This is a genomic window from Lachnospiraceae bacterium (genome assembly GCA_025758065.1).
Taxonomy (GTDB): Bacteria; Bacillota; Clostridia; order Lachnospirales; family Lachnospiraceae; genus Enterocloster.
This window is the reverse complement of the sequence record CP107199.1, coordinates 2674845-2699996: the sequence shown is the minus strand read 5'-3', so window position 1 is coordinate 2699996 and position 25152 is coordinate 2674845. Positions and strand designations below refer to the sequence as shown.

At 43.4% G+C, this 25152-nt stretch carries 21 protein-coding genes; 2 read left to right on the top strand and 19 right to left on the bottom strand.

Features of this window, described 5'->3' with window-relative positions:
- Positions 1 to 8: 8 nt before the first annotated feature.
- From gltB to OGM16_12510, 14 genes are all read right to left on the bottom strand, one after another.
- A complete protein-coding gene (gene gltB / locus OGM16_12575) occupies positions 9 to 4550 on the bottom strand; it encodes a glutamate synthase large subunit (GenBank protein ID UYJ45649.1) in 4542 nt (1513 codons plus the stop codon).
- A 434-nt stretch (positions 4551 to 4984) separates the two neighbouring features.
- Positions 4985 to 5251 carry an HPr family phosphocarrier protein gene (locus OGM16_12570; protein UYJ45648.1) on the bottom strand — a complete coding sequence of 89 codons (267 nt, stop codon included), beginning with the start codon at positions 5249 to 5251 and terminating at the stop codon, positions 4985 to 4987.
- A gap of 62 nt (positions 5252 to 5313) precedes the next feature.
- The gene (locus OGM16_12565) at positions 5314 to 5991 is read right to left on the bottom strand and encodes an epoxyqueuosine reductase QueH (GenBank protein ID UYJ45647.1); all 678 of its coding nucleotides are present in this window, start codon (positions 5989 to 5991) and stop codon (positions 5314 to 5316) included.
- Between the two features lie 153 nt (positions 5992 to 6144).
- Positions 6145 to 7287 (bottom strand): RNA polymerase sigma factor RpoD, encoded by a 1143-nt coding sequence (gene rpoD, locus OGM16_12560; GenBank protein UYJ45646.1) that lies wholly within the window; start codon positions 7285 to 7287, stop codon positions 6145 to 6147.
- 179 nt (positions 7288 to 7466) lie between these two features.
- Complete coding sequence (locus OGM16_12555; protein ID UYJ45645.1) at positions 7467 to 8363, bottom strand: YegS/Rv2252/BmrU family lipid kinase; 897 nt, start codon at positions 8361 to 8363, stop codon at positions 7467 to 7469.
- A 41-nt stretch (positions 8364 to 8404) separates the two neighbouring features.
- On the bottom strand, positions 8405 to 9655 hold the full coding sequence (gene mutY, locus OGM16_12550) for an A/G-specific adenine glycosylase (GenBank protein ID UYJ48456.1): 1251 nt from the start codon (positions 9653 to 9655) through the stop codon (positions 8405 to 8407).
- Positions 9648 to 10628 carry a biotin--[acetyl-CoA-carboxylase] ligase gene (locus OGM16_12545; protein UYJ45644.1) on the bottom strand — a complete coding sequence of 327 codons (981 nt, stop codon included), beginning with the start codon at positions 10626 to 10628 and terminating at the stop codon, positions 9648 to 9650. Before OGM16_12545 ends, mutY begins: the two co-directional genes overlap by 8 nt.
- An 88-nt stretch (positions 10629 to 10716) precedes the next feature.
- A complete protein-coding gene (locus OGM16_12540; GenBank protein UYJ45643.1) occupies positions 10717 to 11019 on the bottom strand; it encodes a hypothetical protein in 303 nt (100 codons plus the stop codon).
- A gap of 38 nt (positions 11020 to 11057) precedes the next feature.
- Positions 11058 to 12047 (bottom strand): ornithine carbamoyltransferase, encoded by a 990-nt coding sequence (gene argF / locus OGM16_12535; protein UYJ45642.1) that lies wholly within the window; start codon positions 12045 to 12047, stop codon positions 11058 to 11060.
- An 84-nt stretch (positions 12048 to 12131) separates the two neighbouring features.
- Positions 12132 to 13292 (bottom strand): patatin-like phospholipase family protein, encoded by a 1161-nt coding sequence (locus OGM16_12530; GenBank protein UYJ45641.1) that lies wholly within the window; start codon positions 13290 to 13292, stop codon positions 12132 to 12134.
- Entirely contained in the window at positions 13283 to 13573 is a 291-nt protein-coding gene (locus tag OGM16_12525; protein UYJ45640.1) for a hypothetical protein, read from the bottom strand. The genes OGM16_12530 and OGM16_12525 overlap by 10 nt, the downstream gene beginning before the upstream one ends.
- 62 nt (positions 13574 to 13635) lie before the next feature.
- A complete protein-coding gene (locus tag OGM16_12520) occupies positions 13636 to 14421 on the bottom strand; it encodes an RNA methyltransferase (GenBank protein UYJ45639.1) in 786 nt (261 codons plus the stop codon).
- A 1-nt stretch (position 14422) separates the two neighbouring features.
- On the bottom strand, positions 14423 to 16393 hold the full coding sequence (locus OGM16_12515) for an NAD(+) synthase (protein UYJ45638.1): 1971 nt from the start codon (positions 16391 to 16393) through the stop codon (positions 14423 to 14425).
- Between the two features lie 252 nt (positions 16394 to 16645).
- Complete coding sequence (locus OGM16_12510; GenBank protein ID UYJ45637.1) at positions 16646 to 17554, bottom strand: YitT family protein; 909 nt, start codon at positions 17552 to 17554, stop codon at positions 16646 to 16648.
- Between the two features lie 491 nt (positions 17555 to 18045).
- Between OGM16_12510 and OGM16_12505 the strand changes: the two genes are divergently transcribed.
- Entirely contained in the window at positions 18046 to 19467 is a 1422-nt protein-coding gene (locus tag OGM16_12505; GenBank protein ID UYJ45636.1) for a spore germination protein, read from the top strand.
- 85 nt (positions 19468 to 19552) lie between these two features.
- On the opposite strand, the gene galT is transcribed toward OGM16_12505, so the two are convergent.
- Both galT and OGM16_12495 read right to left on the bottom strand, forming a co-directional pair.
- Positions 19553 to 21079 carry a UDP-glucose--hexose-1-phosphate uridylyltransferase gene (gene galT / locus OGM16_12500; GenBank protein ID UYJ45635.1) on the bottom strand — a complete coding sequence of 509 codons (1527 nt, stop codon included), beginning with the start codon at positions 21077 to 21079 and terminating at the stop codon, positions 19553 to 19555.
- A gap of 341 nt (positions 21080 to 21420) precedes the next feature.
- On the bottom strand, positions 21421 to 21939 hold the full coding sequence (locus tag OGM16_12495; protein ID UYJ45634.1) for a Gx transporter family protein: 519 nt from the start codon (positions 21937 to 21939) through the stop codon (positions 21421 to 21423).
- A gap of 166 nt (positions 21940 to 22105) precedes the next feature.
- On the opposite strand from OGM16_12495, the gene OGM16_12490 reads away from it, so the two are divergent.
- Positions 22106 to 22513: a NusG domain II-containing protein gene (locus OGM16_12490; protein ID UYJ45633.1), complete on the top strand. Its 408-nt coding sequence runs from the start codon at positions 22106 to 22108 to the stop codon at positions 22511 to 22513.
- A 155-nt stretch (positions 22514 to 22668) separates the two neighbouring features.
- Here OGM16_12490 and OGM16_12485 read toward each other — a convergent pair whose 3' ends face one another.
- From OGM16_12485 to OGM16_12475, 3 genes are all read right to left on the bottom strand, one after another.
- A complete protein-coding gene (locus OGM16_12485; GenBank protein UYJ45632.1) occupies positions 22669 to 23157 on the bottom strand; it encodes a flavodoxin domain-containing protein in 489 nt (162 codons plus the stop codon).
- Positions 23154 to 23738 (bottom strand): HD domain-containing protein, encoded by a 585-nt coding sequence (locus tag OGM16_12480; GenBank protein UYJ45631.1) that lies wholly within the window; start codon positions 23736 to 23738, stop codon positions 23154 to 23156. The genes OGM16_12485 and OGM16_12480 overlap by 4 nt, the downstream gene beginning before the upstream one ends.
- A gap of 104 nt (positions 23739 to 23842) precedes the next feature.
- Positions 23843 to 25144 (bottom strand): DUF1576 domain-containing protein, encoded by a 1302-nt coding sequence (locus OGM16_12475; GenBank protein ID UYJ45630.1) that lies wholly within the window; start codon positions 25142 to 25144, stop codon positions 23843 to 23845.
- Positions 25145 to 25152: the final 8 nt, after the last annotated feature.

The window sequence follows — 25152 nt, the reverse complement described above, 5'->3', positions numbered from 1 at the left end:
ACGCCTCCTTAACCTCTGATGTTTACATAAAATGCTTCAATCTGTGCCTGCTCACTGTTTAAGCCCTTTTCTTCCATCTGCACAATGGCATTCATCATGCGGCGGTAGTCGTGAGGTACGATCTTCTTAAACTTAGGCAGATACTCGCTGAAATGGTCTAAGATACGCTTTCCTTTTTCGGAGTTGGTGTATGCCACATGCTCCTGGATCAGGCCTTTCAGCTCTAATACATCATATTTATTGGAAACATCTTCAAAGGAAACCAGTTCCTTGTTCAAACGCTTGTAAAAGCTTCTATCTTCATCTAATACATAGGCAATACCGCCGCTCATACCAGCTGCAAAATTCTTTCCTGTAGGTCCAAGGACTACTACGCAGCCGCCGGTCATATATTCACAGCCATGATCACCTGTTCCTTCTACTACTGCAGTAGCTCCGGAATTGCGGACACAGAAACGTTCACCGGCAATTCCGTTGATAAATGCTTTGCCGCTGGTAGCACCGTAAAGTGCAACGTTTCCTATTATAATGTTATCCTCTGCCTTAAACTGCACACCCTGGGGTGGATATACGATCAGTTTGCCGCCGGATAAGCCTTTTCCGAAATAGTCATTGGAATCACCGGTCAGCTCCAGAGTCAGGCCCTTAGGGATAAACGCACCGAAGCTCTGGCCGCCGCTGCCGTTGCAGCTAATGGTAAAGGTGTCTTCCGGCAGACCATCCGGATACTTTCTGGTGATCTCAGAACCGAAAATAGTACCTAAAGTACGGTTTACATTACTTACATCCAGCTGAATGCTCTTTTTCTGGCCATTATTTAAAGCGCTCTTTAACTTCTTTAATAAAATGCTTTCGTCTACTGTCTCATCTAACTTAAAGTCATAGACCTCTTTTTCGTTATAACCAGCCAGCTTTACGCCCTCATATGGGTTATCCAGGATACGGCTTAAATCCACTTCTTTTGCACGGCTGTATGGGATATCATCTTTTCTCTTTAACAGTTCGGTACGGCCTACCAGTTCATCTACTGTACGCACACCCAGTTTTGCCATATATTCACGGAGTTCTTCTGCAATGAATTTCATAAAGTTTACAACATACTCCGGTTTACCCTTGAAACGCTTGCGAAGCTCCGGATTCTGGGTTGCAATACCCATTGGGCATGTATCCAGATTACATACACGCATCATAACGCAGCCCATGGTTACAAGAGGAGCCGTTGCAAATCCAAATTCCTCTGCACCTAACATACAGGCAATAGCAACATCACGGCCGGTCATCAGCTTACCATCTGTCTCCAAGACCACTCTGTCACGAAGTCCATTCATGATCAGGGACTGATGTGCTTCTGCAACACCAAGCTCCCATGGAAGGCCTGCATTGTAGATAGAGTTTCTTGGAGCTGCACCAGTACCGCCGTCATAGGCTGAGATCAGGATGACCTGTGCGCCAGCTTTTGCAACACCTGCTGCAACAGTGCCAACGCCAGCTTCAGAAACCAACTTTACAGAGATCCTTGCTCTTGTATTAGAGTTCTTTAAGTCATAGATCAGCTGTGCCAGATCCTCGATGGAATAAATATCGTGATGAGGCGGCGGGGAAATCAGGCTTACACCAGTAGTTGAATGTCTTGTCTTTGCAACCCACGGGTACACCTTCTTTCCAGGAAGCTGTCCTCCTTCACCAGGTTTTGCGCCCTGGGCCATCTTGATCTGGATCTCCTGGGCGCTTACCAGATAACGGCTGGTAACACCGAAACGGCCGGAAGCTACCTGCTTGATCGCAGAACAGCGGTTGTGGTCAGAAGGTCCCGGTACCAGACGATCCAGGCTTTCACCACCTTCACCTGTATTTGACTTGCCATGGATCCGGTTCATGGCGATTGCCAATGTCTCATGTGCTTCCTGGGAAATAGAACCATAAGACATAGCACCAGTCTTAAAACGACGTACAATAGAATCTACGCTTTCTACCTGATCGATAGGAATACCGCCATCTTCCGGATAATTAAAGTCCATAAGGTTTCTCAGATGGTAGGTCTTGCCCTGATCGTCCAATGTAGCAGTATACTGCTTGAAAATGCTGTAATCGCCCCTTCTGGTTGCTTCCTGAAGAAGATGGATAGTTAGAGGATTGTATAAATGCTCTTCCTGTCCGGAACGTGACTTATGGCTTCCTACACTGTCCAGAGTCAGGTCTACATCCAGTCCTAACGGGTCAAAAGCTGCAGAATGAAGCACATCCACATCATTTTCAATATCCTTTAATGTAACACCGCCAACACGGCTTACAGTATCCGTAAAATACTTATCCACTACTTCCTTTGAAATACCAATTGCTTCAAAGATCTGGGATCCCTGATAAGACTGGATGGTGGAAATACCCATCTTGGATGCGATCTTTACAATGCCGTGAAGCACTGCCAGATCGTAGTCTTTTACTGCTGCATAATAATCTTTGTTTAACATACCAGTCTCAATGAGATAATGGATGGACTCATGAGCCAGATACGGGTTGATAGCACAGGCGCCGTAACCTAACAAAGTTGCAAAATGATGAACCTCTCTTGGCTCGCCGCTCTCTAAGATCAACGCTACACTTGTACGCTTCTTGGTGCGTACCAGATACTGCTGAAGGGCAGAAACAGCCAGTAAGGATGGGATCGGCACATGGTTTTCATCAATATCACGGTCAGAAAGGATGATGATATTGGCACCGTCCTTATGTGCACGGTCTACCTCTAAGAACAGGCGGTCAATGGCCTTTTCAAGGGAAGTGTTCTTATAATAGGTAATAGGGATCACTTCTACCTTAAAACCAGGTTTTTTCATATTTTTGATCTTCAGCAGGTCAGTTTCTGTAAGGATCGGATTTTCCACACGCAGGATCTTACAGTTTTCCGGTGTTTCTTCCAGGATATTGCCCTCTTCACCTACATATACAGTAGTGGAAGTAACGATCTCTTCACGGATAGAGTCAATAGGCGGGTTCGTAACCTGTGCAAACAGCTGCTTAAAATAGTTAAATAATGGCTGATGCTTCTTAGAAAGCACTGCTAAAGGAGAATCAACACCCATGGCTGATACTGCTTCTGCTCCATTTAATGCCATTGGAAGGATCATGGTGCGGTACTGTTCGTAAGTATAACCATAGGTCTTCTGTAAACGGAGGCGCTGTTCTTTGGCAAGTACAGGAGCAGCCTGGTTTGGCACTTTCAGATCTTCTAACTCTACCAGATTGGAATCCAGCCATTCACCATATGGATTCTTTTCTGCATATCGCAGCTTCAGCTCTTCATCGCTGATCATCTTGCCTTCTACTGTATCTACCAGCAGCATTTTTCCCGGACGGAGACGATCTTTTTTCACGATCTTCGTCTGGTCGATATCAATAGCACCAACCTCAGAAGAAAGGATCATATAACCATCATCTGTAATATAATAACGGGAAGGACGCAGGCCATTCCGGTCAAGGACTGCGCCAACCATATCACCATCTGTAAACAGTATAGATGCAGGCCCGTCCCATGGCTCCATCATCGTTGCATAATAACGGTAGAAGTCCTTGATCTCTGAATCCATGTATTTATCATGTTCCCATGGAGCAGGGATCGTTACCATAACAGCAAGAGGCAGATCCATACCACTCATGACCATAAATTCCAGAGCATTGTCCAGCATGGCGGAGTCAGAGCCTTCCTGATTAATAATAGGAAGGACTTTATGCATATCGTACTTGAAATACTCTGATTCCATGTTCTCTTCACGGGCTACCATTTTATCTACATTGCCGCGGATCGTATTGATCTCTCCGTTGTGAACAATAAAACGGTAAGGATGAGCTCTCATCCAGCTTGGATTGGTATTGGTACTGAAACGGGAATGTACAATGGCGATCGCTGATTCATAATCCTTGTCCTGAAGGTCTGCAAAGAACAGACGCAGCTCACCTACAAGGAACATTCCTTTATATACGATAGTTCTGCTGCTTAATGATACTACATAGGTATCTTCATTACTCTGTTCAAATACACGGCGGACTACATACAGCTTTCTGTCAAAATCCAGACCTTTCTTTACATTGTCCGGTTTTGCCACAAAGCCCTGGGCGATATAAGGCATAACGTCTACTGCCTTTTTGCCTAATACTTCCGGCGCAGTTGGAACCTTTCTCCAGCCAAGGAAGGTAAGACCCTCTTTCTTGACGATGATCTCAAACATCTTCATGGCCTGTTTTCTGGCAAGTTCATCCTGTGGAAAAAAGAACATACCAATACCGTACTCTCTCTCATCTCCCAAGGTAATACCAGCCTGGGAAGCTGCTTTCTTGAAGAAACGATGGGAGATCTGGAGCATGATCCCCACACCATCACCGGTCTTTCCTTCTGCATCCTTACCTGCTCTGTGCTCTAAGTTTTCTACAATGTGGAGTGCCTGGTCAACTGTTTTATGTGTTTTGATACCTTTGATGTTGGCAACTGCGCCAATACCGCAGTTGTCATGCTCAAAACGAGGGTCATACAGTCCCGGCAGTTTCTGTTTGGGGTCCATAGTGTTCTTCCTTTCTTTACGTGCCTTGGAAAATAAGATTTCCTTTTAGCTTTAGTCACAGGAAAGGACTATATGGGGGGATCCTTTCACAGTTGGGGTATGACTTACAAGCATCAGCACTTTTTTATTGAGCAGATAATACTACGATTTTTTTCATTTGTAAATAATTGATTTTTGGATTATTGTCTGATAATTAGTTTTTTATATGTTTTGTGTTGATTTATCTGAATATTATAGAATTTATTTCTTTTATTTTTGTATTATTCGTGCAATTTAAACCGCTTCGCGCACTTTATTTTCTTAATTTTTCACTTTCATATCTTAAGTATAGCGGAGGGGCACCATTTTAACATAAAAAAGCCACCCCCAACACCAGGAGTGGCTCCTTCATATTATTTCTTAGTTATTTTAATTACTACTTCAAAAAGCAGGGATTACATCTCACCTAAGCCGCTCTCGATTGCCTGGCTGACAGTCTTCATAGCCTCTTCTTCATCCTCACCATCGCAAATCAGAGTGATCTCTGTTCCGCACTTGATACCAGCTGCCATTACGTTTAATACGCTTTTTGCAACGATCTTCTTCTCACCTGATACGATAGTGATGTCACTTTTAAACTTCATAGCTGTCTGGGATAAAACACCTGCTGGTCTTAAATGTAAACCGGATGGATTAACTACTGTTAAATTCTTGCTGATCATAATTATACTCTCCTTATCGCATTTTTATACGCCGGATCCAGGCTTTTCGCCGGATCTTATGATTAAATTTTATTACATCTGAGTGGTGATGTCAAGCTAATACTATCCCGCAGTTTTGCTTCCCTTTTTGAAAATACACAGCCGCAATAATCCTGCCTGTACAGATGATGTTCTGCAGACAGTTCCACAGACCGCTTATATCCATTCTTTTTCTTGAAATCCGACATAAGATAAGCTATGCCGTATTCTTTTGCCAGACGTATACCGATCTCGTTTAACTTCTGGGCATTCTTTAAAGGACTGATAGAAAGTGTAGTGGTAAAATAATCGAAATTGCCCATTTTTGCTGCTTCTGCAGCTTCACGCAGGCGCATTTCATAGCATAAAAAGCAGCGTTCTCCCCCTTCTTTATCATTTTCATGTCCTTTTGCCATTTCATAAAAATCTTCCGGAACATAGTTTCCTTCTAAGAAGCTTACCGGATAAGTAAAATCCATTTCCCCGATCAGGCGTTTCTGTTCCCTTACTCTGGCTTCATACTCCTCTTTTGGAGAAATATTGGGGTTGTAGTACAATACTGTGATCTTAAAATATTCAGAAAGATATTCCAGCACATAGCTGCTGCATGGTGCACAGCAGCTATGCAGCAGAAGGCTTGGCACTTTTCCTTCTTTTCCAAGCTGTTCTATCGTCTTATCCAGTATCCTCTGATAATTTTCTTTCTGCTGCTGTACTGCCATTTTTGCCCTCCTGTATCCTGCGTGATTAGTACAGTTATTTACGAAATGATGTACTAGAAAAAGGACCGCTCCTTAAAGCCGCCCTTTTACTATTCTTTTTATTTAACGCCCTGCTGCCTGCTATGGTATAAGGATCTTCAGCAATAGCCATCTCTATAAGAAATCACGGATCCTCTTGCTTCTTACCGGATTGCGAAGTTTGCGCAGTGCTTTGGCTTCGATCTGACGAATACGCTCTCTTGTTACGTTAAATTCTTTTCCAACCTCTTCCAGTGTTCTTGGATGTCCGTCTTCCAGACCAAAACGAAGTACGATTACCTGACGTTCTCTCTCTTTCAGATCTCCTAAAAGTGCATCAATGTGTTCCCTTAACATAACAGACTCTACATTTCCCTCAGGAGTCACTACATTGCTGTCAGCAACAAAATCACCAAGGTTGGAATCATCTTCCTCACCGATAGGTGTCTCCAGGGAAGCTGGCTCTCTGGCGATCTGCATGATCTCCATAACCTTATCCTCTGTCATATCAAGTGCCTCTGCCAGTTCTGCAACAGATGGCTCATAGCCCAGTTCCAGTGTCAGCTTACGCTGCATCTTTGACATCTTATTAATGGTCTCTACCATATGCACTGGTACACGGATCGTTCTTGCCTGATCAGCTAACGCTCTGGTCACTGACTGACGGATCCACCATGTTGCATATGTACTTAACTTATAGCCTTTTGTATAATCAAACTTTTCAACGCCCTTGATCAGTCCCAGGTTTCCTTCCTGGACCAGATCCAGAAAGCTCATTCCACGGCCTGTATAACGCTTTGCAATGCTGACAACCAGACGCAGGTTTGCCTCGATCAGTCTTTCTTTGGCAGCTTCATCCCCATCTGCCTTGCGCTGTGCAAGCTCCAGTTCTTCGTCTGCTGTAAGAAGAGGTACTGTACCGATCTCTTTTAAATACATACGTACCGGATCTTCTGTTCCGATACCCTCTAAAAGATCTACGGCATCCAGATCGATATCCTCATCTTCCGCATCCTTCATAAAGCTGTCATCATCCAAGTCAAGATCAATATCAATATCATCCAGGGCAGGATCTGCATTTAACATCGCTTCGTCCAGTACGGGAACTACGTCAATATTACGGTTCTCCAGGTAACTGTAAATCTGATCCATCTGCTCTGGTGTCAGGTTATCTCCTACAAAGAAATCGTTGATTTCACCTGCATCCACAGTGTTATGCTTGGATTTTGCATGGGCAACCAGCTTTTCCAGCTTTTTTAAAAAATCGTCCTTTTCCAATGATAAACGTCCTTTCGCTTAAAGGTAAACGTGGATACTCCCACAACTTATCATTATATACCAGTTTTAATTTTTTTTCAACATTAATCGACAAGTTTTTCAACTATTAGCCATGCTTCTTGTTTTCATGAATATGGAAACAAGAAGATGTATGCTGGCTGAACTGCAACACGGTTTAATCACATTTTAGACGAAAGAATAATAGGGATCCTTTCTTTCAGGTTTTCGATCTCTACCTCTGTCCTGGCACCGCCGTATTCTCCATCTAAGACCCAGTCCACACTGTTTTCCGAGAAGAACCGGATAGAAGAAGCCTTGAATTTATATACATAGTCATTTGGGGCTTCCACAAGGAACATATATGAAATAATGTTGCTTAAGTCTGCCGGTGTCTTTGGCATACGGATCAGGAGCACTTCAAATACGCCGTCATTTAACGATACCGACTGATTCACCAGCCCTTTAAATCCGCCTACGCTTCTTGTATTAGTCACCATTCCAAATACAAAATCCTCTTCCAGCACATTATTATCCCATTCTACCCGCATATGATAAGGCTTAATGGATGCCAGGCTTTTTACGCTTTCTAACATATATGCCTGATGTCCCAAAAGATTCTTCTTATCCTGAGGGGTCTGGTAAGATATTTCTGTAAATGCCCCAAAAGCTGCAATATAAATAAAACTCCGGTCCACACAGAACTGTCCCGCATCCACAAGGACTGGCACGCCAGTCACAATGGACTGTGCCGCTTTTTCCATATTTTTAGGGATCTTCAGACTGGAGGCAAAATCATTCGTGGAGCCAGCCGGGATATAGCCTAAAAGAGGGGTCTTTTTTAGTTTAAGCATTCCGGATATGGTCTCATTTAAAGTTCCGTCACCGCCGCTGCAGACGATCACGTCTACGTTTTTTCCCTGATGTTCCACTGTTTTCTGGGCGTCTTTGGAGCACTGGGTCACATGTACCCGGATATCATACCCTGCTTTTGAAAAAATATCCAGGATCCGCAGCAGATGTCCTTTGATCTGCTCCTTTCCGGAACGTGGATTAAAAAGAAACAGCATTTTCTTCACCCTGCATCCCTCGCTTTCATTGTGTCCATATTCTCTGTGTTTTATCCAAGGAGTCTTATATAGGCGCCAAAGGCAGATGGAACAGAATATTCTTCCTTTAACGCTGTCTTATCAACCATAAAAAAATGTTCATTCTCTGAAATGTTTTCCAAAAGTTCCTCTGTATTCCCGTTATTTTCACAAAGGATCTTCACTCTGTATCCCACCATATCCCACTGAACATGGGAAAATACATGTTTTGCCACGCCTATTGGTTCTGCCACGACCTGCAGAGCCTTCATATGAGCCATTATTGCAGCGTATCCGCCCTGATCTTCTGGTCCTGTCTGCATTTTGTCACAGATCCATTTTTTCACCTGCCAGACTGCCTCATCTGCCGTTAAATGTCCTTCTGTATTTGGAAGCTCATATAACGAAGCCAGAAGCCCCTTGGGCGGACGTTTATGGATAGCTGCTTTCTCATTCCATTCTATCAAAAATACGGTCTTTTCTTCCATGCGTCTTGGCTTAGGTGCTGATCTTACAGGTATTTCTTTCCAAAGTCCCCTTTTCTTTGTAATGCACAAAGATGCCAGAGGACATTCACTGCATTTTGGCTCGCCGCCAGGAATGCACACCAATGCGCCAATCTCGATCAGCCCCTGATTATAACTGCTGGCTGCATTTTCCGGCATTACTTCTGCAATCTCCTGTTCCATAACTGCTTTTACAGAAGCCTTTTTAATATCAGAAGTATCACCCCAGAGTCTTGAAAGCACCCGGAGTACATTTCCGTCTACAGCCGGGTTGGGGACTCCGTAGGCAATTGAAGAAATAGCACCTGCTGTATAACTGCCGATCCCAGGAAGCTTTAAAAGTTCTTCTTTTGCTGCCGGGATCTGACCGCAAAATTCTTCCATGACCATGATCGCCGCAGCCTTTAAGTTTCTCGCCCGGTTATAATAACCTAATCCCTCCCACATTTTCATGAGATAGTCATCATCTGCTTCTGCCAGCGCCTTTATGTCCGGAAACGCAGCCATAAACCGTTCGAAATATGGTTTTACCGCCTCTACCCTGGTCTGCTGGAGCATGATCTCAGAGATCCACACTCTGTATGGTTTTGGATCATCTCTCCAGGGAAGACTTCTAGCTCTGGAATGATACCAGGCAAGGAGAGGCTTTTCCACTGCTTTCAGACGTTCTGCCCTGTTTAAAGGCTCATCCTCATGTTCTATTATCTGCAGATCATCATAAAAATGCAGACCCTGGGAATGTGTTTTTTCTGTGTGATGCTGCGAAGCTTTATACATATCCATAGATTCCCCGCACAGATACTTCTCCTGAAAGGACATGGATCAATTCCCCATTTTCTTTTTCTACTAAAAGACACCCCTCTTCATCGATCCCCAGGGCTTTTCCCCGGTATTCTCCCCTGGGATCCAGTACACAAACCTCTTTATCCATATTTGCAAGCATTTCATTGTATGCAGCCTGAAGCCCTGACATATCACAGGTCTTTTCATAAACTGCATAATATTCTTCAAAGCTTTCAGCCACAGCCTGGATGACTTCACTTCTTTTTACGCTTCTTCCCAGTTCCAGTTTCAAAGAAGTTGCCTTATCCCTGATCTCTTCCGGAAACTCTCTGGCATTTACATTGATGCCGATCCCTACAACCACATAACGGATGGTATCTTCTTCTGTACTCATCTCTGTTAAAATACCGCAGATCTTTTTTCCATTTACCACAGCGTCATTTGGCCATTTGATCATAGCATTCAGCCCGGTGGCTTTCTGTACGCCTTTTACGACTGCCATTCCTGCTACTAAAGTCAGCATGGACGCCTGGGACGGTCCAAATGACGGACGCATGAGAAAACTCATAAAAATATCGGTTCCATGCGGAGAATTCCACACTCTGCCTCTGCGTCCCTTTCCTGCTGTCTGGCTGTCTGCTACTGCAAGATAGCCATGAGAAGCTCCTTTTTCTGCTGCATCCCTTGCACGGTTGTTAGTAGAATCTGTTTCGTAAAAATAATCTACTTCCTGTCCAAGCCACTTTGTATCAAGAACAGAACGCAGTTCGGCTACTGTAAGCACATCAGCATCTTCTACCAGACGGTAGCCTTTATTGCGCACTGCTTCTATTACATATCCTTCTTCTTCCAGCTGGCGGATAGCTTTCCACACAGCAGTCCGGGACACGCCTAACTGTTCACACAACTGCTGACCGGATACATATCCCTCTGCTTTTTTTAATATTTTTAATATCTCTGCTTTCATTACGTTTAATTTTCCTTAATCCTGTACGTCATGTACATGTAATCTCAAATATGATCTTAAATTATAATCTTAGAGGACATTAAAGCCTTTAAATCCATAAACTGAGAGCGCTTAACACGCCAATAAGCCCAAGGCCTGCGCACAGTACCAACTGAAACACTCCCATACGGAAACGTTTCTTATCCCTGCCGCAGGTCTTAAGCTCAAAGACTCCGTTTATTCCATTTAACAAGGCTGCCAGTAAAAATACCAGAGGGAAAAGCATCTCATTTCCCTCTGGATCAAAAAATGACAGCACTGCAAAGATCACAATTGCGATTCCCAGGATCAAGTGCGCCACATCCAGAAAAACCCCGGCCCGGCGCTCATTTCTTCCTCTCTGGCCCTGCATATCCCAATCTCCTGTTTTCCAGGATGCTTCTTTCAGTGTTATTCGCTTAAAGTAGCCAACATAACTGCCTTGATGGTGTGCATCCTGTTCTCAGCCTCATCAAATACAACTGACTGGCTGGATTCAAATACTTCATCTGTTACTTCCAGTTCTGATACACCAAAACGTTCTCCCATTTCCTTACCGATCTTGGTCTTTAAATCATGGAAAGATGGCAGACAGTGAAGGAAAATGGCCTGTGGACCAGCTGCATCCATTACTTCTTTTGTTACCTTGTAAGGAGTCAGGTCTTTAATACGTTCTGCCCATACTTCATCCGGCTCACCCATGGATACCCATACGTCTGTATCAATAACATCTGCTCCCTTAACAGCCTCTGCCACATCTTCAGTAAGAGTAATGGTAGCACCGCTGACAGCTGCAAATTCCTGGCATTCTTTTACTAACGCTTCATCAGGGAAATACTTCTTTGGAGCGCAGGCAACAAAATGCATACCCATTTTTGCACAGGCGATCATCAGGGAGTTACCCATATTATAGCGCGCATCGCCCATATACACAAGCTTAACTCCCTTAAGGTGTCCTAAATGCTCTCTGATGGTTAAAAGGTCAGCTAACATCTGGGTTGGGTGATCCTCGTTCGTCAGACCGTTCCATACAGGTACACCTGCATATTTAGCCAGCTCTTCTACGATCTCCTGTCCAAAGCCTCTGTACTCAATTCCTTCATACATACGACCTAACACCCTTGCTGTATCAGCGATGCTTTCTTTTTTACCGATCTGGGAGCCTGAAGGATCCAGATAAGTAGAACCCATTCCCAGATCATGGGCTGCCACTTCAAAGGCACATCTTGTTCTGGTACTGGTCTTTTCAAAGATAAGAGCTACATTTTTGCCCTTTAAGGTATCTACTAAAATTCCTTTTTTCTTCTTTTCCTTAAGTTCTGCAGCCAGATCTAAAAGATATGTGATTTCTTCTTCTGTATAATCTTTCAGTGTCAAAAAATTTCTTCCCTTTAAATTCATAGTTTTTTCCTCTTTTGAAGTGTTTTTTAATGTTTGCAAATTAATATTTATGCAACTTTTATGCATAATATACCACTCGTGTTTTTATCTGTCAAGAAAAATCCTTTTTCTTTTTCTCTGAATAATAAGAAGCAACTCCTGAGGGGTATAAATTTTAAAACGGCTGATCTTATATTGTCTTGCCAGGTGCTCTAAAAGACTTAAATATAACTCCTTATAATCCCAGTCATCTTTTAAATGCAATGCCCTTGCCAGCTTGGGAAACCACTCTTCTGTATATCTGCGGCAGGAGGCCATCTGAGCCGTAAAAAGCTCTGTTTTTGAAAGTTCCGGCCAGATATCTGCCAGTAATTCCGGGGCCTCTGCTAAAAGCCGGTTAAAATAATAGATCTCGCTTTCCGGGGCATCCAGATAAAAAGCCCTTCCTTCCAGACCGTAAAGCATCCGTTTAGCATCAAAATAGCCAAGGACCATGTTTTTCCTCGCCCGCCTTCTGTCAAACTCCAAAAGTCCGCCTAAATCCTGTCTGGGAGCTACATGGTAAAGATGGATGTCATCAGGAACTTTTAAATGACGTTCTGTATCAACACCATATCCGTAAATGCGGAAGACCAGGATATCCTTGTACCCCTTTTCCATAAGCACATCTATGGGTACATTATTTACTCCGCCACCGTCCATATAATACTTGCCTGCCAGTTTTTCCCGCCTGAAGCCGATCAAATAAGCACTTGCCATAAGCATATCTGCGATCTCGCCTTCCGGCACTTCTTTTACATTAACTACCATAGGCTTTCTGTCACTTAAAGAATAGGTAACTACATACAGCTCTTTTTCGGAATTTCGTATTTTTTCTTCATCTACTACTTCTTCAATAAGACTGCGCAGCGGCCCAATGTCAAAGCCTCTGTCTTTTAATACTTTTTTTGCAGCCGGGATCAGTTCAGAAAGCCCTAAAACCGCAATATCCTTTAATCCGGATGTTTTTAACTGCTCCATCAGGTCATCATCCACATCCATAACCCTGGAATAGCGGATGGTCTCCCATATTTTTTCCGCCTTTTCAAAGTCATCCATTGCGATAAGGGCACCATTTAAAGCTCCTACAGAGGTTCCAGCGATCCCTTTTATGTGGATACCTGCCTCCTTCAATGCCTTCCATGCACCGATCTGATAAGCACCTTTAGCTCCCCCGCCTTCTAATACCAGGCCATATTCTATATTAATATCCAGCTTTAATTCCATGGCTGCTCACCTTCTTTCCGGTTTTTGTGAAAAAATCCTCTGTTTGCAAAAAATTTTCCAGGAGATCTTCCCAGAAATGCAATGGGCCTGATAAGCAGAAATGAAGCCAGAGATGACAGGAGAAAAACAAGCAGCTGTTCTTCTGTCCCCATTCCCATAACAGCACATACAAAGGCAGCAAATGCTCCCAAAACAAACCACAGGGAGACCAGACATCTGCAGATACATTCTGCACCTAAAAAAAAGAGAAATGCAAGAAACCATCCACAGATACCTGTCATTTTCCTGCACCTCCCTTCTTTAAATATGCTCTTTAAATATGTTCTCCCGGAATCTATATTCTTTATACGTTCCGTCTCTGCCTTGCCGCTTCAAACATTAAAACAGAGGAAGCCACTGCTGCATTTAAGGACTCCACCTGTCCTGCCATGGGGATCTTAATATAGGTGTCAGCAATTGCTGCCATCTCATCTGTCAGTCCCTTGGCTTCGTTTCCAATAAGGAAACCTGTAGCTTTAGTATAGTCTTCCTGGTCATAATTATGCATGCCTTTTAAATGGGCTGCATACAAACGGATCCCCGCCTTTTTCATCTGCTCACAGGCTTCTTTCAGGTCAGGTGCATATACAAAGGGCACTCGCAGCACAGATCCCATGGTAGAACGGATCACCTTTGGATTGTAAATATCTGCTGTATCACTGCTCATGACCACACCGGTAATGCCCGCTCCTTCTCCTGCACGGATAATGGTTCCCAGATTTCCCGGATCCTGGATATTTTCCAGGATCATGATCAGCTTAGGTGTACTGGTCTTCTTTAAAATGTCTTCCATAGTACACTTTTTCTGCTTTGCAACAGCTAAAACCCCCTGGGGAGTCTTTGTATCTGCCATATAATGCATCACTTCGTCTGTAACGATCTCGAATTTAAAGCCCCTGAGCCACTTTTTATTTTCTTCCTGCTTTCCAAAGCTTTCTGTGATATATAAGATTTCCACATCATCTGGCTTATATTCCCGGCACATACGCAGTCCCTCAGCTACATATACACCTTCTTCCCTGCGGGCTTTAGCCTTATCTCTCAGGTTTGCCACCCGTTTCACCTGCTTATTTGAAGTGCTGTTTATCATATTATCTTTCTCCCTTTTCTATCATCTCCAGCTCTTTTAACCACAGGCGGCTGCAGGCATCACTTGGCATACGAAGATCACCTCTTGGTGAAACAGCCACAGAACCTACCTTTGGACCATCCGGCAAACAGGAACGCTTAAACTGCTGTGCAAAGAATCTGCGGTAAAATGTTTTCAGCCACTTTAAAATAGTCTCCCTGTTATAGCTTCCTTCAAAAGCCTGAACAGCCAGGCGGAATATCTTTGCCGGACTGTAACCGAAGCGGAGCACATAGTACAGATAAAAGTCATGTAACTCATAAGGTCCAACCAGATCTTCTGTTTTCTGGGAAATTTTTCCATCTTCAGGCGGCAGAAGCTCCGGACTTACCGGTGTATCAAGAACATCTAAAAGCACATCGGAAAGCTCCTTTTCTCCACAGGTGTCTGCGTAATAACGCACCAAATGACGGACTAATGTTTTCGGCACAGATGCATTGACGCCGTACATAGACATATGATCCCCATTATAGGTTGCCCAGCCTAATGCCAGCTCTGACATATCACCTGTACCAATGACCATACCGCCTACTTCATTGGCAATATCCATTAATATCTGTGTACGCTCTCTCGCCTGGCCATTTTCGTAAGTTACGTCATGTTTTTCCATATCATGGGCAATATCTTTAAAATGGCCGGTAACAGCATCACGGATATTGATCTCTGTTAAAGAAGCTCCGGTTTTCTTTGCCATGGTGCAGGCATTTGTATAAGTACGGTCTGTAGTACCGAAACACGGCATGGTAATGCAGTGGATATTCTCTCTTGGGATCCGAAGCATGTCAAAGGCACGGATCGTTACTAAAAGTGCCAGTGTAGAATCCAGACCGCCGGAAAGACCGATCACTGCATGTTTGCAGTTTGTATGTGCCAGACGCTTTTTCAATCCCATTGCCTGGATAGAAAGGATCTCTTCGCAGCGGCGCTCTCTCTGTCCTGCATCATGAGGCACAAATGGAGCCGGATCAATGTAGCGGAGTATCTCATTGTTCTTCTGGCCTGCTTTTTTGCTGTCCTTCTTTGTAATATCCTCTGTATTTAATTCAAAATAAACTGTTTCATAAGAAGAAGCCTTATTTTCTTCATCCTTAAATGTAGTCATACGGCGGCGTTCGCTGATGATTCTTCCAAGATCCATATCTGCACAGATGCAGGCATTTTTAAACCGGTCGGACTGTACCAGGCAGGTACCATTTTCTGCAATAATATTCTGACCTCCAAATACCAGATCCTGGGTAGACTCTCCTTCTCCTGCATTTGCATAAATATAACCGCACACCAGCCTTGCAGACTGTCCGCAGATCAGATCATAGCGATAACGGTCCTTTCCTGTAGTTTCATCGCTGGCAGAGCAGTTGGCGATCACAGTTGCTCCTGCCAATGCATGAGAAATGCTTGGCGGACATGGAACCCACACATCTTCACAAAGCTCTGCTGCCAAAACCAGCTCCGGCATGGTACGGCATGAAAACAGCAGCTTCATACCCATAGGGATCTGAAGTCCTTCCCATTCTGTCATCTCCACTTTTTCCATTCCCGGTGTAAAGTGGCGCAGCTCATAAAATTCGGAATAATTTGGCAGATGCTTTTTGGGAACGATACCTAAAATACGTCCTCTGTTTACTACAGCTGCCACATTGTACAATTTCCCTTTATGCATCCAGGGCATTCCCACAAAAAGGACCATGTCTTTGCTTTTAGATGACTGTAAAATGCACTTTAATCCGTTTTTTGCTTCTTTTAACAGGGTTTCCTGTAAAAATAAGTCGGAGCAGGTATAGGCTGTTAAACACAGCTCCGGAAACACCATGACCTTCACGCCTCTGGCACTCCCCTGTTCCATTAATTCTATGATCTGTTCGCTGTTATACTGCGGGTCTGCCACATGGATGTCCGGCGTTGCCGCTGCTACCCTTATAAATCCGTCTTTCATTGTATCCTCCGTGTATCTTTTGCTGAAAGTTAGTATACCACATCGAGAGCAAAAAACATAGACAACACTTTTCACAACACTTTTCCTTCGCAAATTTCTCTTGACTATTTGTTCAACCTGCTGTATACTCTAAGTGTTCAGAACGCCTGTTCTGTGCATTTTATAAAGCCCTGCACCACTACTACCACACTTGTCAGGGCTTTATTTTTTTGCCCGAAATACGTTTTCGATATACAAGGTGAAAAAGAGCACCTATTCCATAGGCGCTCTGTAAAAATGTCCAACAAACTGTTCTGTTTTCAGCACATTGATTATCACATGCTCATCTGCCTCCTGCATTACGTGGACGGCATCTGTTATTTCATAAGAAGAGATCACCGTATTTAAAAGATACATCTTTCTTCCACTGTAACCGCCTACGGCTTCTACGCAGGAAATACCATGACGGAAATGTTTGATATAAAGTGATACTACCTCCGGTCCCTTTTCTGTTGTAGCCTGGAGAGTCACCAGATCGTAACGATGATGGAAAGCGGAGATCATATGAGTGGATATAAACTGGAAAATAATGGAATATCCTGCATATTTCCAGCCAAAGATCACACCGTACACACAGTACATCAGTGCATTTCCAAAGAATACATAACTCCAGATAGATTTTCCTGTTTTATTAGATACAAACAGTGCAATAAAATCGGTGCCTCCGGTAGATGCATTGCCCCGCAAAGCTATTACAATGGACGTACCGTAAATAACACCTCCGAAGATCACATTTAAAATCTCATCTGTAAAGATAGGCTGGAATGAAAATATCTGCAAAAACATACTTCCAAATACGACCTGAAGCAATGATACCACTGTAAAACGGACACTGATGCCCCGGCAGCACATGAGAGCCACCGGAATATTTAAAAGGATCATGGTCACCTGCATAGGGATAGTTAAACCATTCAAACTTCCCACACGTTCAATAAGCATGGCTGCACCTGAAAAACCGCCGGAAATGATCTGGGCCGGTCTTACAAACACCTGTATAACCCAAGCCTGGATAAAGGCGGAAAGAAGCACTGCGCACATGGTGATCACCAGTCGTATTTTTTTATTTTTTTCCAGGATTTTTATCTGTTCAGGTATGTGTTTCAAACTGCTCGTTTTTCCCATATAGTCCCGTCCTCTCGCCATCACATGTGTTTTTCCCACAGATACAAGAAGAGCTGCCCTTCCCCCACAGAAGGCAGCTCTCAGTCACGATCAAAAACCGTCACACTATAAAATATTGCTGGCATCCCCATACCAAACAAAAACCTGTAAGGCACTCCTTTGTGCTGCTTACAAGTGTTACTATAGCATTGTTTCATAGTTTTGTCAATCTTTTTGTACATTTTAGCAAATACCTTTTATTTTTTTAGGTAGTATCCTATGAAATTCGTCGGTTTTTGTCGATTTTCATTCCTTTTCCCACTGGCAGATGTAACATATCTTTCAAAGCTCTTACATAGTTTTCTCATTTCCGGATATACTACCCTATAAGTCTGACAATTGCAGAAACTATTGGTGTATTATATATACTTAAGTTTCATGACTTTTTGCTTTGTCCTCGTGTGGTGGACATTTGTCCTTTCGTACATTTATCAGCAGAAGGGAGTTTTTTCATGTATTTTACGGATCAGTTAGAAGAAAACATGGCCTGGCTGAACCAGGCACTTCATGTAGATAAAAATTTTGACGTTGTATACCGCGTCCTTACTATTGCAGATAAAAAAGCCTGCTTATATTTTATTGACGGTTTTACAAAAGATGACTCTCTCTTAAAAATATTGCAGGGCTTTTCCTCTATCAAAGCAGATGATATGCCAGAAGATGCCCACAGCTTTTCAAAAAAATATCTTCCTTACGGGGAGATCGGTCTTTTATCAGACAGTAGGGAAATGATCATCCAGCTTCTCTCCGGTGTTTCCTGTCTTTTTATTGATGGTTATAACAAGTGCCTCACCATCGACTGCCGTACTTACCCGGCCAGAGGTGTCAGCGAACCGGAAAAAGACAAAGTTATGCGTGGTTCCAGAGACGGTTTTGTGGAAACCCTGGTATTTAACACAGCTCTTATCCGCCGCAGGATACGTGACCCTAAGCTGATCATGGAGATCCTTACTGCCGGAGAAAGCTCACACACAGATATTGCCATGTGTTATATGGAAGGCCGGGCTGACAAAAAGCTGATTGAAAAGATCAGAAAAAGGATACAGACTGTAGAAGTAGATGCCCTTTCCATGAACCAGGAAAGTCTTGCCGAATGTATTTTTCCTGGAAAATGGTTCAATCCATTTCCTAAATTTAAGTTTTCTGAACGTCCTGATACCTCTGCCGCTTCTATTTTAGAAGGAAATATCGTTATTCTGGTGGATAATTCCCCCTCTGCCATGATACTGCCTTCTTCCGTCTTTGACATCATAGAAGAAGCTGATGATTATTACTTTCCCCCAGTTACAGGCACTTACCTGCGTTTAAGCCGTATGCTGATCTCCCTGCTTTCCATGCTCCTTACACCTACCTGGTTAATGCTGATGCAAAATACTGAACTGATCCCCTATTGGCTCAGGTTTATCCAATTGTCAGATTCCTGTAACATTCCTCTGGTCTGGCAGCTTCTGATCCTTGAATTTGCTATTGACGGCCTGCGTCTGGCCGCGGTGAACACTCCAAATATGCTCACCACGCCACTGAGTGTTATCGCTGGTATCGTACTGGGAGAATATGCTGTAGAATCCGGATGGTTTAACTCCGAGACCATGCTGTACATGGCTTTTGTCACCATCGCCAATTACTCCCAGGCCAGTTTTGAACTTGGCTACGCCATGAAATTTATGCGTATCATCATCCTGGTCTGCACTGCTGTTTTCAATATCTGGGGCTTTATAGCCGGAATCATCTTCTCCTTCTGCGCCATTATTTTTAACAGGACCATTGCAGGAAAAAGCTATATTTACCCATTGATCCCCCTTCACTTAAATGAGTTAAAGAAGAGATTCCTGCGCGGGAGACTGCCTCACAAGCTGGGAAATAATGGAAATTAAAACTCTCACAAGCCGGGCGATAATGGAAATCAAAACTCTCCCAGGCAGCAAAACAGGCCCCGCCATCAGGCGGGACCTTAGTCTTTTATTCTTTATGAAAACCAACCGTACCAAGGAATCTATCAAATGCTTCTCTGCCCTGTGGTGTACACTTATAAACACCGGCATCTTCCAGGACTCTGGCAAATACCTGTCCTACTTCTTCTTTTAAGATATCTTCTGCATTTTCCTTTGTAATGGTAATTCCCTTCTCCTTATATGCAGGAAGGAAACCATCTACCCAGTCTGCATGCTTTTCAATATCCGGGTTGCTTCGGATATCTTTGCCCTCTACTATATACTCAGCCAGCCCGGCCAGTTCTTTTTTCAGTCTGGACGGCAGTACAGCCAGTCCCATTACCTCGATCAGGCCGATATTTTCTTTCTTAATATGGTGCAGCTCCTGATGCGGGTGGTAAACGCCCAGAGGGAACTCTTCTGTGGTGATGTTATTTCGCAGCACCAGATCCAGCTCATACATATCCCCGTTCTTTCTTGCGATCGGGGTAATGGTATTGTGCGGTTCCCCATCGGTTTCGGCATACACAAAAGCTGCCTCATCGGTGTAGCCTCTCCACGCTTTTAACACCTTATCTCCCAGATCGATCAGGGAATCACAGGACTTAGAGCGCAAACGCAGTACGGACATTGGCCAGTAAACAATGCCTGCTTCCACATCTTCGTATCCTTCTGCCTTATAATATTTCTCGATCGGTGCTTTTGCCATTGCAAAGGTATAATGACCGCCCTGGAAATGATCATGACTTAAAATAGATCCCCCTACGATCGGAAGGTCTGCGTTTGATCCCAGGAAATAGTGTGGGAACTGGATGATAAAATCAAACAGCTTTCTGAAAGTAGCACGTTCGATCTTCATAGGGACATGCTGGCCATTAAACACGATACAGTGTTCATTATAGTAAACATAAGGTGAATACTGGAAGCCCCATTTGCTGTCATTTATAGTGATTGGGATCACACGGTGGTTGTTTCTTGCCGGGTGGTTCACTCTGCCTGCATAGCCGATATTTTCCATGCAAAGCTGACATTTTGGATAGCCACTCTGCTTTGCAAGTTTTGCTGCCGCAATAGCCTTGGGATCTTTTTCCGGCTTGGATAAGTTAACTGTGATGTCCAGCGTACCATATTTCGTATCTGTGGTCCATTTCATATCCCTGCATACACGGTATCTGCGGATATAGTCGGAATCCTGGCTTAACTTATAGTAGTAATCGGTGGCAGCCTCCGGCGAATCTTTATATTTCTCCCAGAATTCCCTGATCACCTCACTTGGCCTTGGCATAAGGCAGTTCATCAGTTTTGTGTCAAAAAGATCTCTGTATACAACACTGTTTTCCTGTAAAAGCCCTTTTTCAGCTGCATAATCAAGAAGCACCTTAAGGATCTTCTCCAGATCCGCTCCTGCAAGTTCCCCTTCTCCTTCCGGCTCTTCATATTCATCCATTTTTAATGCTTCCAAAATCTGATTTCTGGCATAAATAACATCATCTTCTGTAAGCAGACCCTTTTCCAGTCCATATTGTACCAATGCTTTGATCGCCTGATAAACCATCTGCGTATCCCCCTTTATTCTTACACATTATCTTTACAAATTTGCTGATAATTTCATTATAAGCGTAAGAGGTTCATAAAACAATGTCATTTTCTTTGGATATTTATTGAATTTGATGATACCAGGGTCAAAAGGTCATAAATCCGATGCAAGCTTGCTTGCAGGAGGATTTTTGAACTTGGGACCCGCCAAAAACATGAGTAAGGAGCCATTTTTTGAAAAAAATGAGCGGATTACGAATGTTTTTAGAATTGCGGGAGTGCAAAGCACGTAGCAATCCGGTTACATCAGTGAGTGGCAAAATTTACTTTTGACACTCACATCATTGAATTTCTCTTGTCTTATAGAATTCGGCTGATTCGCTTTAGGATCAATCCACCTAAAAGTCCGATGAGAGCTCCTGCCACAGTGCCAGCAATCAGCAGCACTGGGAGGTATGAAAATACGCCAAAAGTCTTTGTCACAAATGCAGCAATTAAAAACTGGCCAATATTATGGGCCACGCCGCCTAAAATGCTGATTCCTACCATATCAAAAAGGCGAAAATATTTGCATGTGACCATTAAAAGCAGGCTTAAAAACGCCCCTGCTAATCCAAATAGAATGGATGCCATATTCCCAAAAGTAAAACCGGCTAAGATCACCCGCACCAGATTGATGGCAAAAGCTTCTTTAACCCCAAGGCCGTAAAGAGCGATCACTGTTACAAGATTCGCCAGCCCCAGCTTCACTCCCGGTGCCCCCATATAAACCGGGAATAATGTTTCGATATAGCTTAGCACAAAGGCTAAGGCTATAAGCAGGCCGTAAAGGGCTACGCGGTTTGATGTAGTTTTATTATTTTTTCCTGCTGTTGTCATTTTGATTATTTCCTTCTTCTGTCTTATCAGCGCAGCATTCCTTGCAAACACGCTCATTCTATGCTACTATACCTACGTTATTTGTATGATACCAGGATCCCAAGGCCAGAAATCCCATATAAGCTTGCTTGCAGGATAATTTTTGACCTTGAGACCCGCCGGAAACATGAGCAAGAAGCTAAACCCAACAGGACATCATTATAGAAAGGATTTTTCCATGGATCAGAAATCCCATTTAAGATACCGCAGCCTTATTCTGGCTGGCGTTTTCATTGTTTTTGCCCTTGCGTTCCTTTTATTTCAGTATCTTCATCCCGGAAAAAAAGGAGCCGCTGCAGAAATCTCCTGCAGCGGTCAGGTAACTCAGGTCCTGGACCTGTCTAAAAACCAGGAAGTGACGATCCAGACGCCTAATGGCGGCACCAATCAGCTGATCGTCAAAGACGGGGAGATCTGGTGTTATGATGCCAGCTGCCCGGACAAACTTTGCGTGAAGCAGGGAAAAAAGCATCTGGATACAGATACTATTGTCTGCCTTCCTAATCAGATGATCGTAACCATAATAGAACGTTGATCATTATTATAATTCAGCCATGAGCTGGTTTGAATGAGAAAGTGTGTTGTAATTTTGCTTGCATAAGCACTTTTTCATCCAAATCAACATATGGTGATGGTGAACCCACCATGCTTCTTGTTTTCAAGAAGATGTCATGGCTAAACTGTAACTAATTATTTGCTTATCTTTTGCGCCTGGGTTGCAAATCTCTTTCCGTAGATTTCAAACAATTCCCTGAAATTCTCCTTCTCCGGGCTGACCTCCACCGGTCCCATGTGGATCACCGGCTTACCATAGGAGCCGCCGCCGGAATAGATCATCATTCCATATACTAACAGGTGGATAAGCAGTGCATTCATAGTCAGGTCAGCACCACCGTGGATATACTGCTCTGTAGCAAATACACCTCCTAATTTTCCTGCCAGATTTAAAGTTTTTGCTGATTTTTCCATCCAGGTGTAAAAATCAGCAGTAGGACCTGCCATGTAAGTAGGACAGCCAAATACTACACCAGTACACTCTTTTATAAATTCTGTATCGGCTTCTGAATACATGAATGTTTTTGCTTCTACCCCTTCAATACTGTTCATTCCATCTGCCATATAGCCTGCTACTGCAGCTGTATTATTTGTTTTTGAATCATAAATAACCGCTAATTTCATTTTAAATTTCCCTTCTCCACATGTTTTTTTATGATCTGTTCTGTAATCTCATACAGTTTTTCAGAGCCTTCTTTTGTGCGGTCCTGGCGGCCGTAAACCTGCTTTGCGCTGACACCATGTTCTCTCCAGTCCCCTCCGTCATTGCTGTTATTCAACATTAGCGGTTGGAGATTATCCATTGCATGGGCAAACTTAGACTCCGGTGTCTTACTTTCCTCAAATTCATCAAATATAGCTGCCAGTTCCTTTTTCTGGTCTTCAGGAAGCAGGGAATAAATCCGCTCTTTTGCAGCCTCTTCCCTTGCTTTCTGGGTCTTTAATCCTTCTGCATCGTAGGCATAGGTATCTCCTGCATCGATTTCCACTACATCATGGATCAGACACATAAGCATGACCCTGGTAATATCGACCGGCTCGTTGGAATATTCCCGCAAAAGATAAGCCATGATCGCCATATGCCATGCATGCTCTGCATCATTTTCATTTCTTCCGTGACCGGATAAATGGGTCTGGCGGAAAATGTTTTTTTCTTTATCGATCTCCAAGGCAAAATCCAGCTGTTTCTTCAAACGTTCATCCATACTATATGCCGTTTCCTCTCTTTTCCAATAATGTTCAGGTTAAAGCAATCCGCCTGCCAACAGGCTTTCGCCGGATTCCCAGCTTTTTGACCCGGTATCCCATATTACAAGGACAGTCCACCTTTTGCTCTTGCTCTTCTGTCACTGATGGATTGCACCACAGGTACCAGAAAGATGGCAACGATACCTCCTGCAAAGCCATTATTATACAAATTCATTCCTCCGTATACAATTCCTACATTCAAGGCCACGGAAGAATGGAGATAACCGGCAATAATACCTACTACAGGGCCAAATTTACCTGCCACCGGTGCCAGTGTAGTAGAAAACAGTAATGCCAGGATCGGTGAAGGCTGATTGATCGCCCATGTTTTTGTAAAACTTGCAAGATAGACCCCAAACATAATAGGAGCAATATTTTTCAGATGTTTTCCTGTGGAGCTGAAACCAACAATGGTAAAAATACCACATATGGTAGGGCCGTTCAGATCACCATTTACTACCAGAACAAACAAAGTGGCAAAAAGACCGTTAACCCCCATATTAAATACAGTTGTTGCCCCGCCTTCATCCTTCAGATAGTCTGTACCTGAAATTCCCGTAGTTTTAAGGATACGGCCATAGGATTTCAAAATCGTCTTTCCTCTGACTGCCACTGCTGATGCGATCATAAAGCCAAATAATACCATTAAGAAAATGGTAAACAATGTATTATTTCCAACGGACCAGATCAGACGGGATTCTATGTGGATCCCAAAAGATTTAGCCAGTGATACTACTACTGTTGCAATAATGCCTGCGCCAAAACCTACGTTGTACAGGGAATATCCCTGATGAGCGTAATGTACATGGGTACACAATGGCGGCAGCACAAAACCGATGCCAAGTCCTAAAAGCAGGGACAGCATAAAACAGACTGGCATAGGAAATTTTCCAATGTGCATCATCTGGGTCATGATAGGCGAAAGACTGGTGCCATACAGACCTACATAAAGATAACGGTTTAAAGAAGTCCCATGATATTTTGCATATAAAACAACACCTGCCATAATAGCCCAGATGTTGACAATGTTCTTTCCAAAAAGAGAAAATCCAAACATCAGGCAGGCAGAAGTGATCGTATGGCCGTCCATTTCCTTTCCGGAAAAGTAAAGCAGTCCAATACTAAGCAGCGTTGTCAGCCCGGCATTGATCAAGGCTGCCCCGATCCCGCCTACTGCAAAATAATCAGTGATCAGCACGTCCGGCTCCCGCACAATACGGATAATTCCCGGAATGATCTCATTTATAGGCTGAAGGAACAAGCCGATCAAAATAAAATATAACGGGATCAGGGACAATACTATGAATTTCTCTTTTCTTCTCAAAGAGCGTGCTTCTTTAAATGGTGCAAAATATCGTTTCAACAGGTACT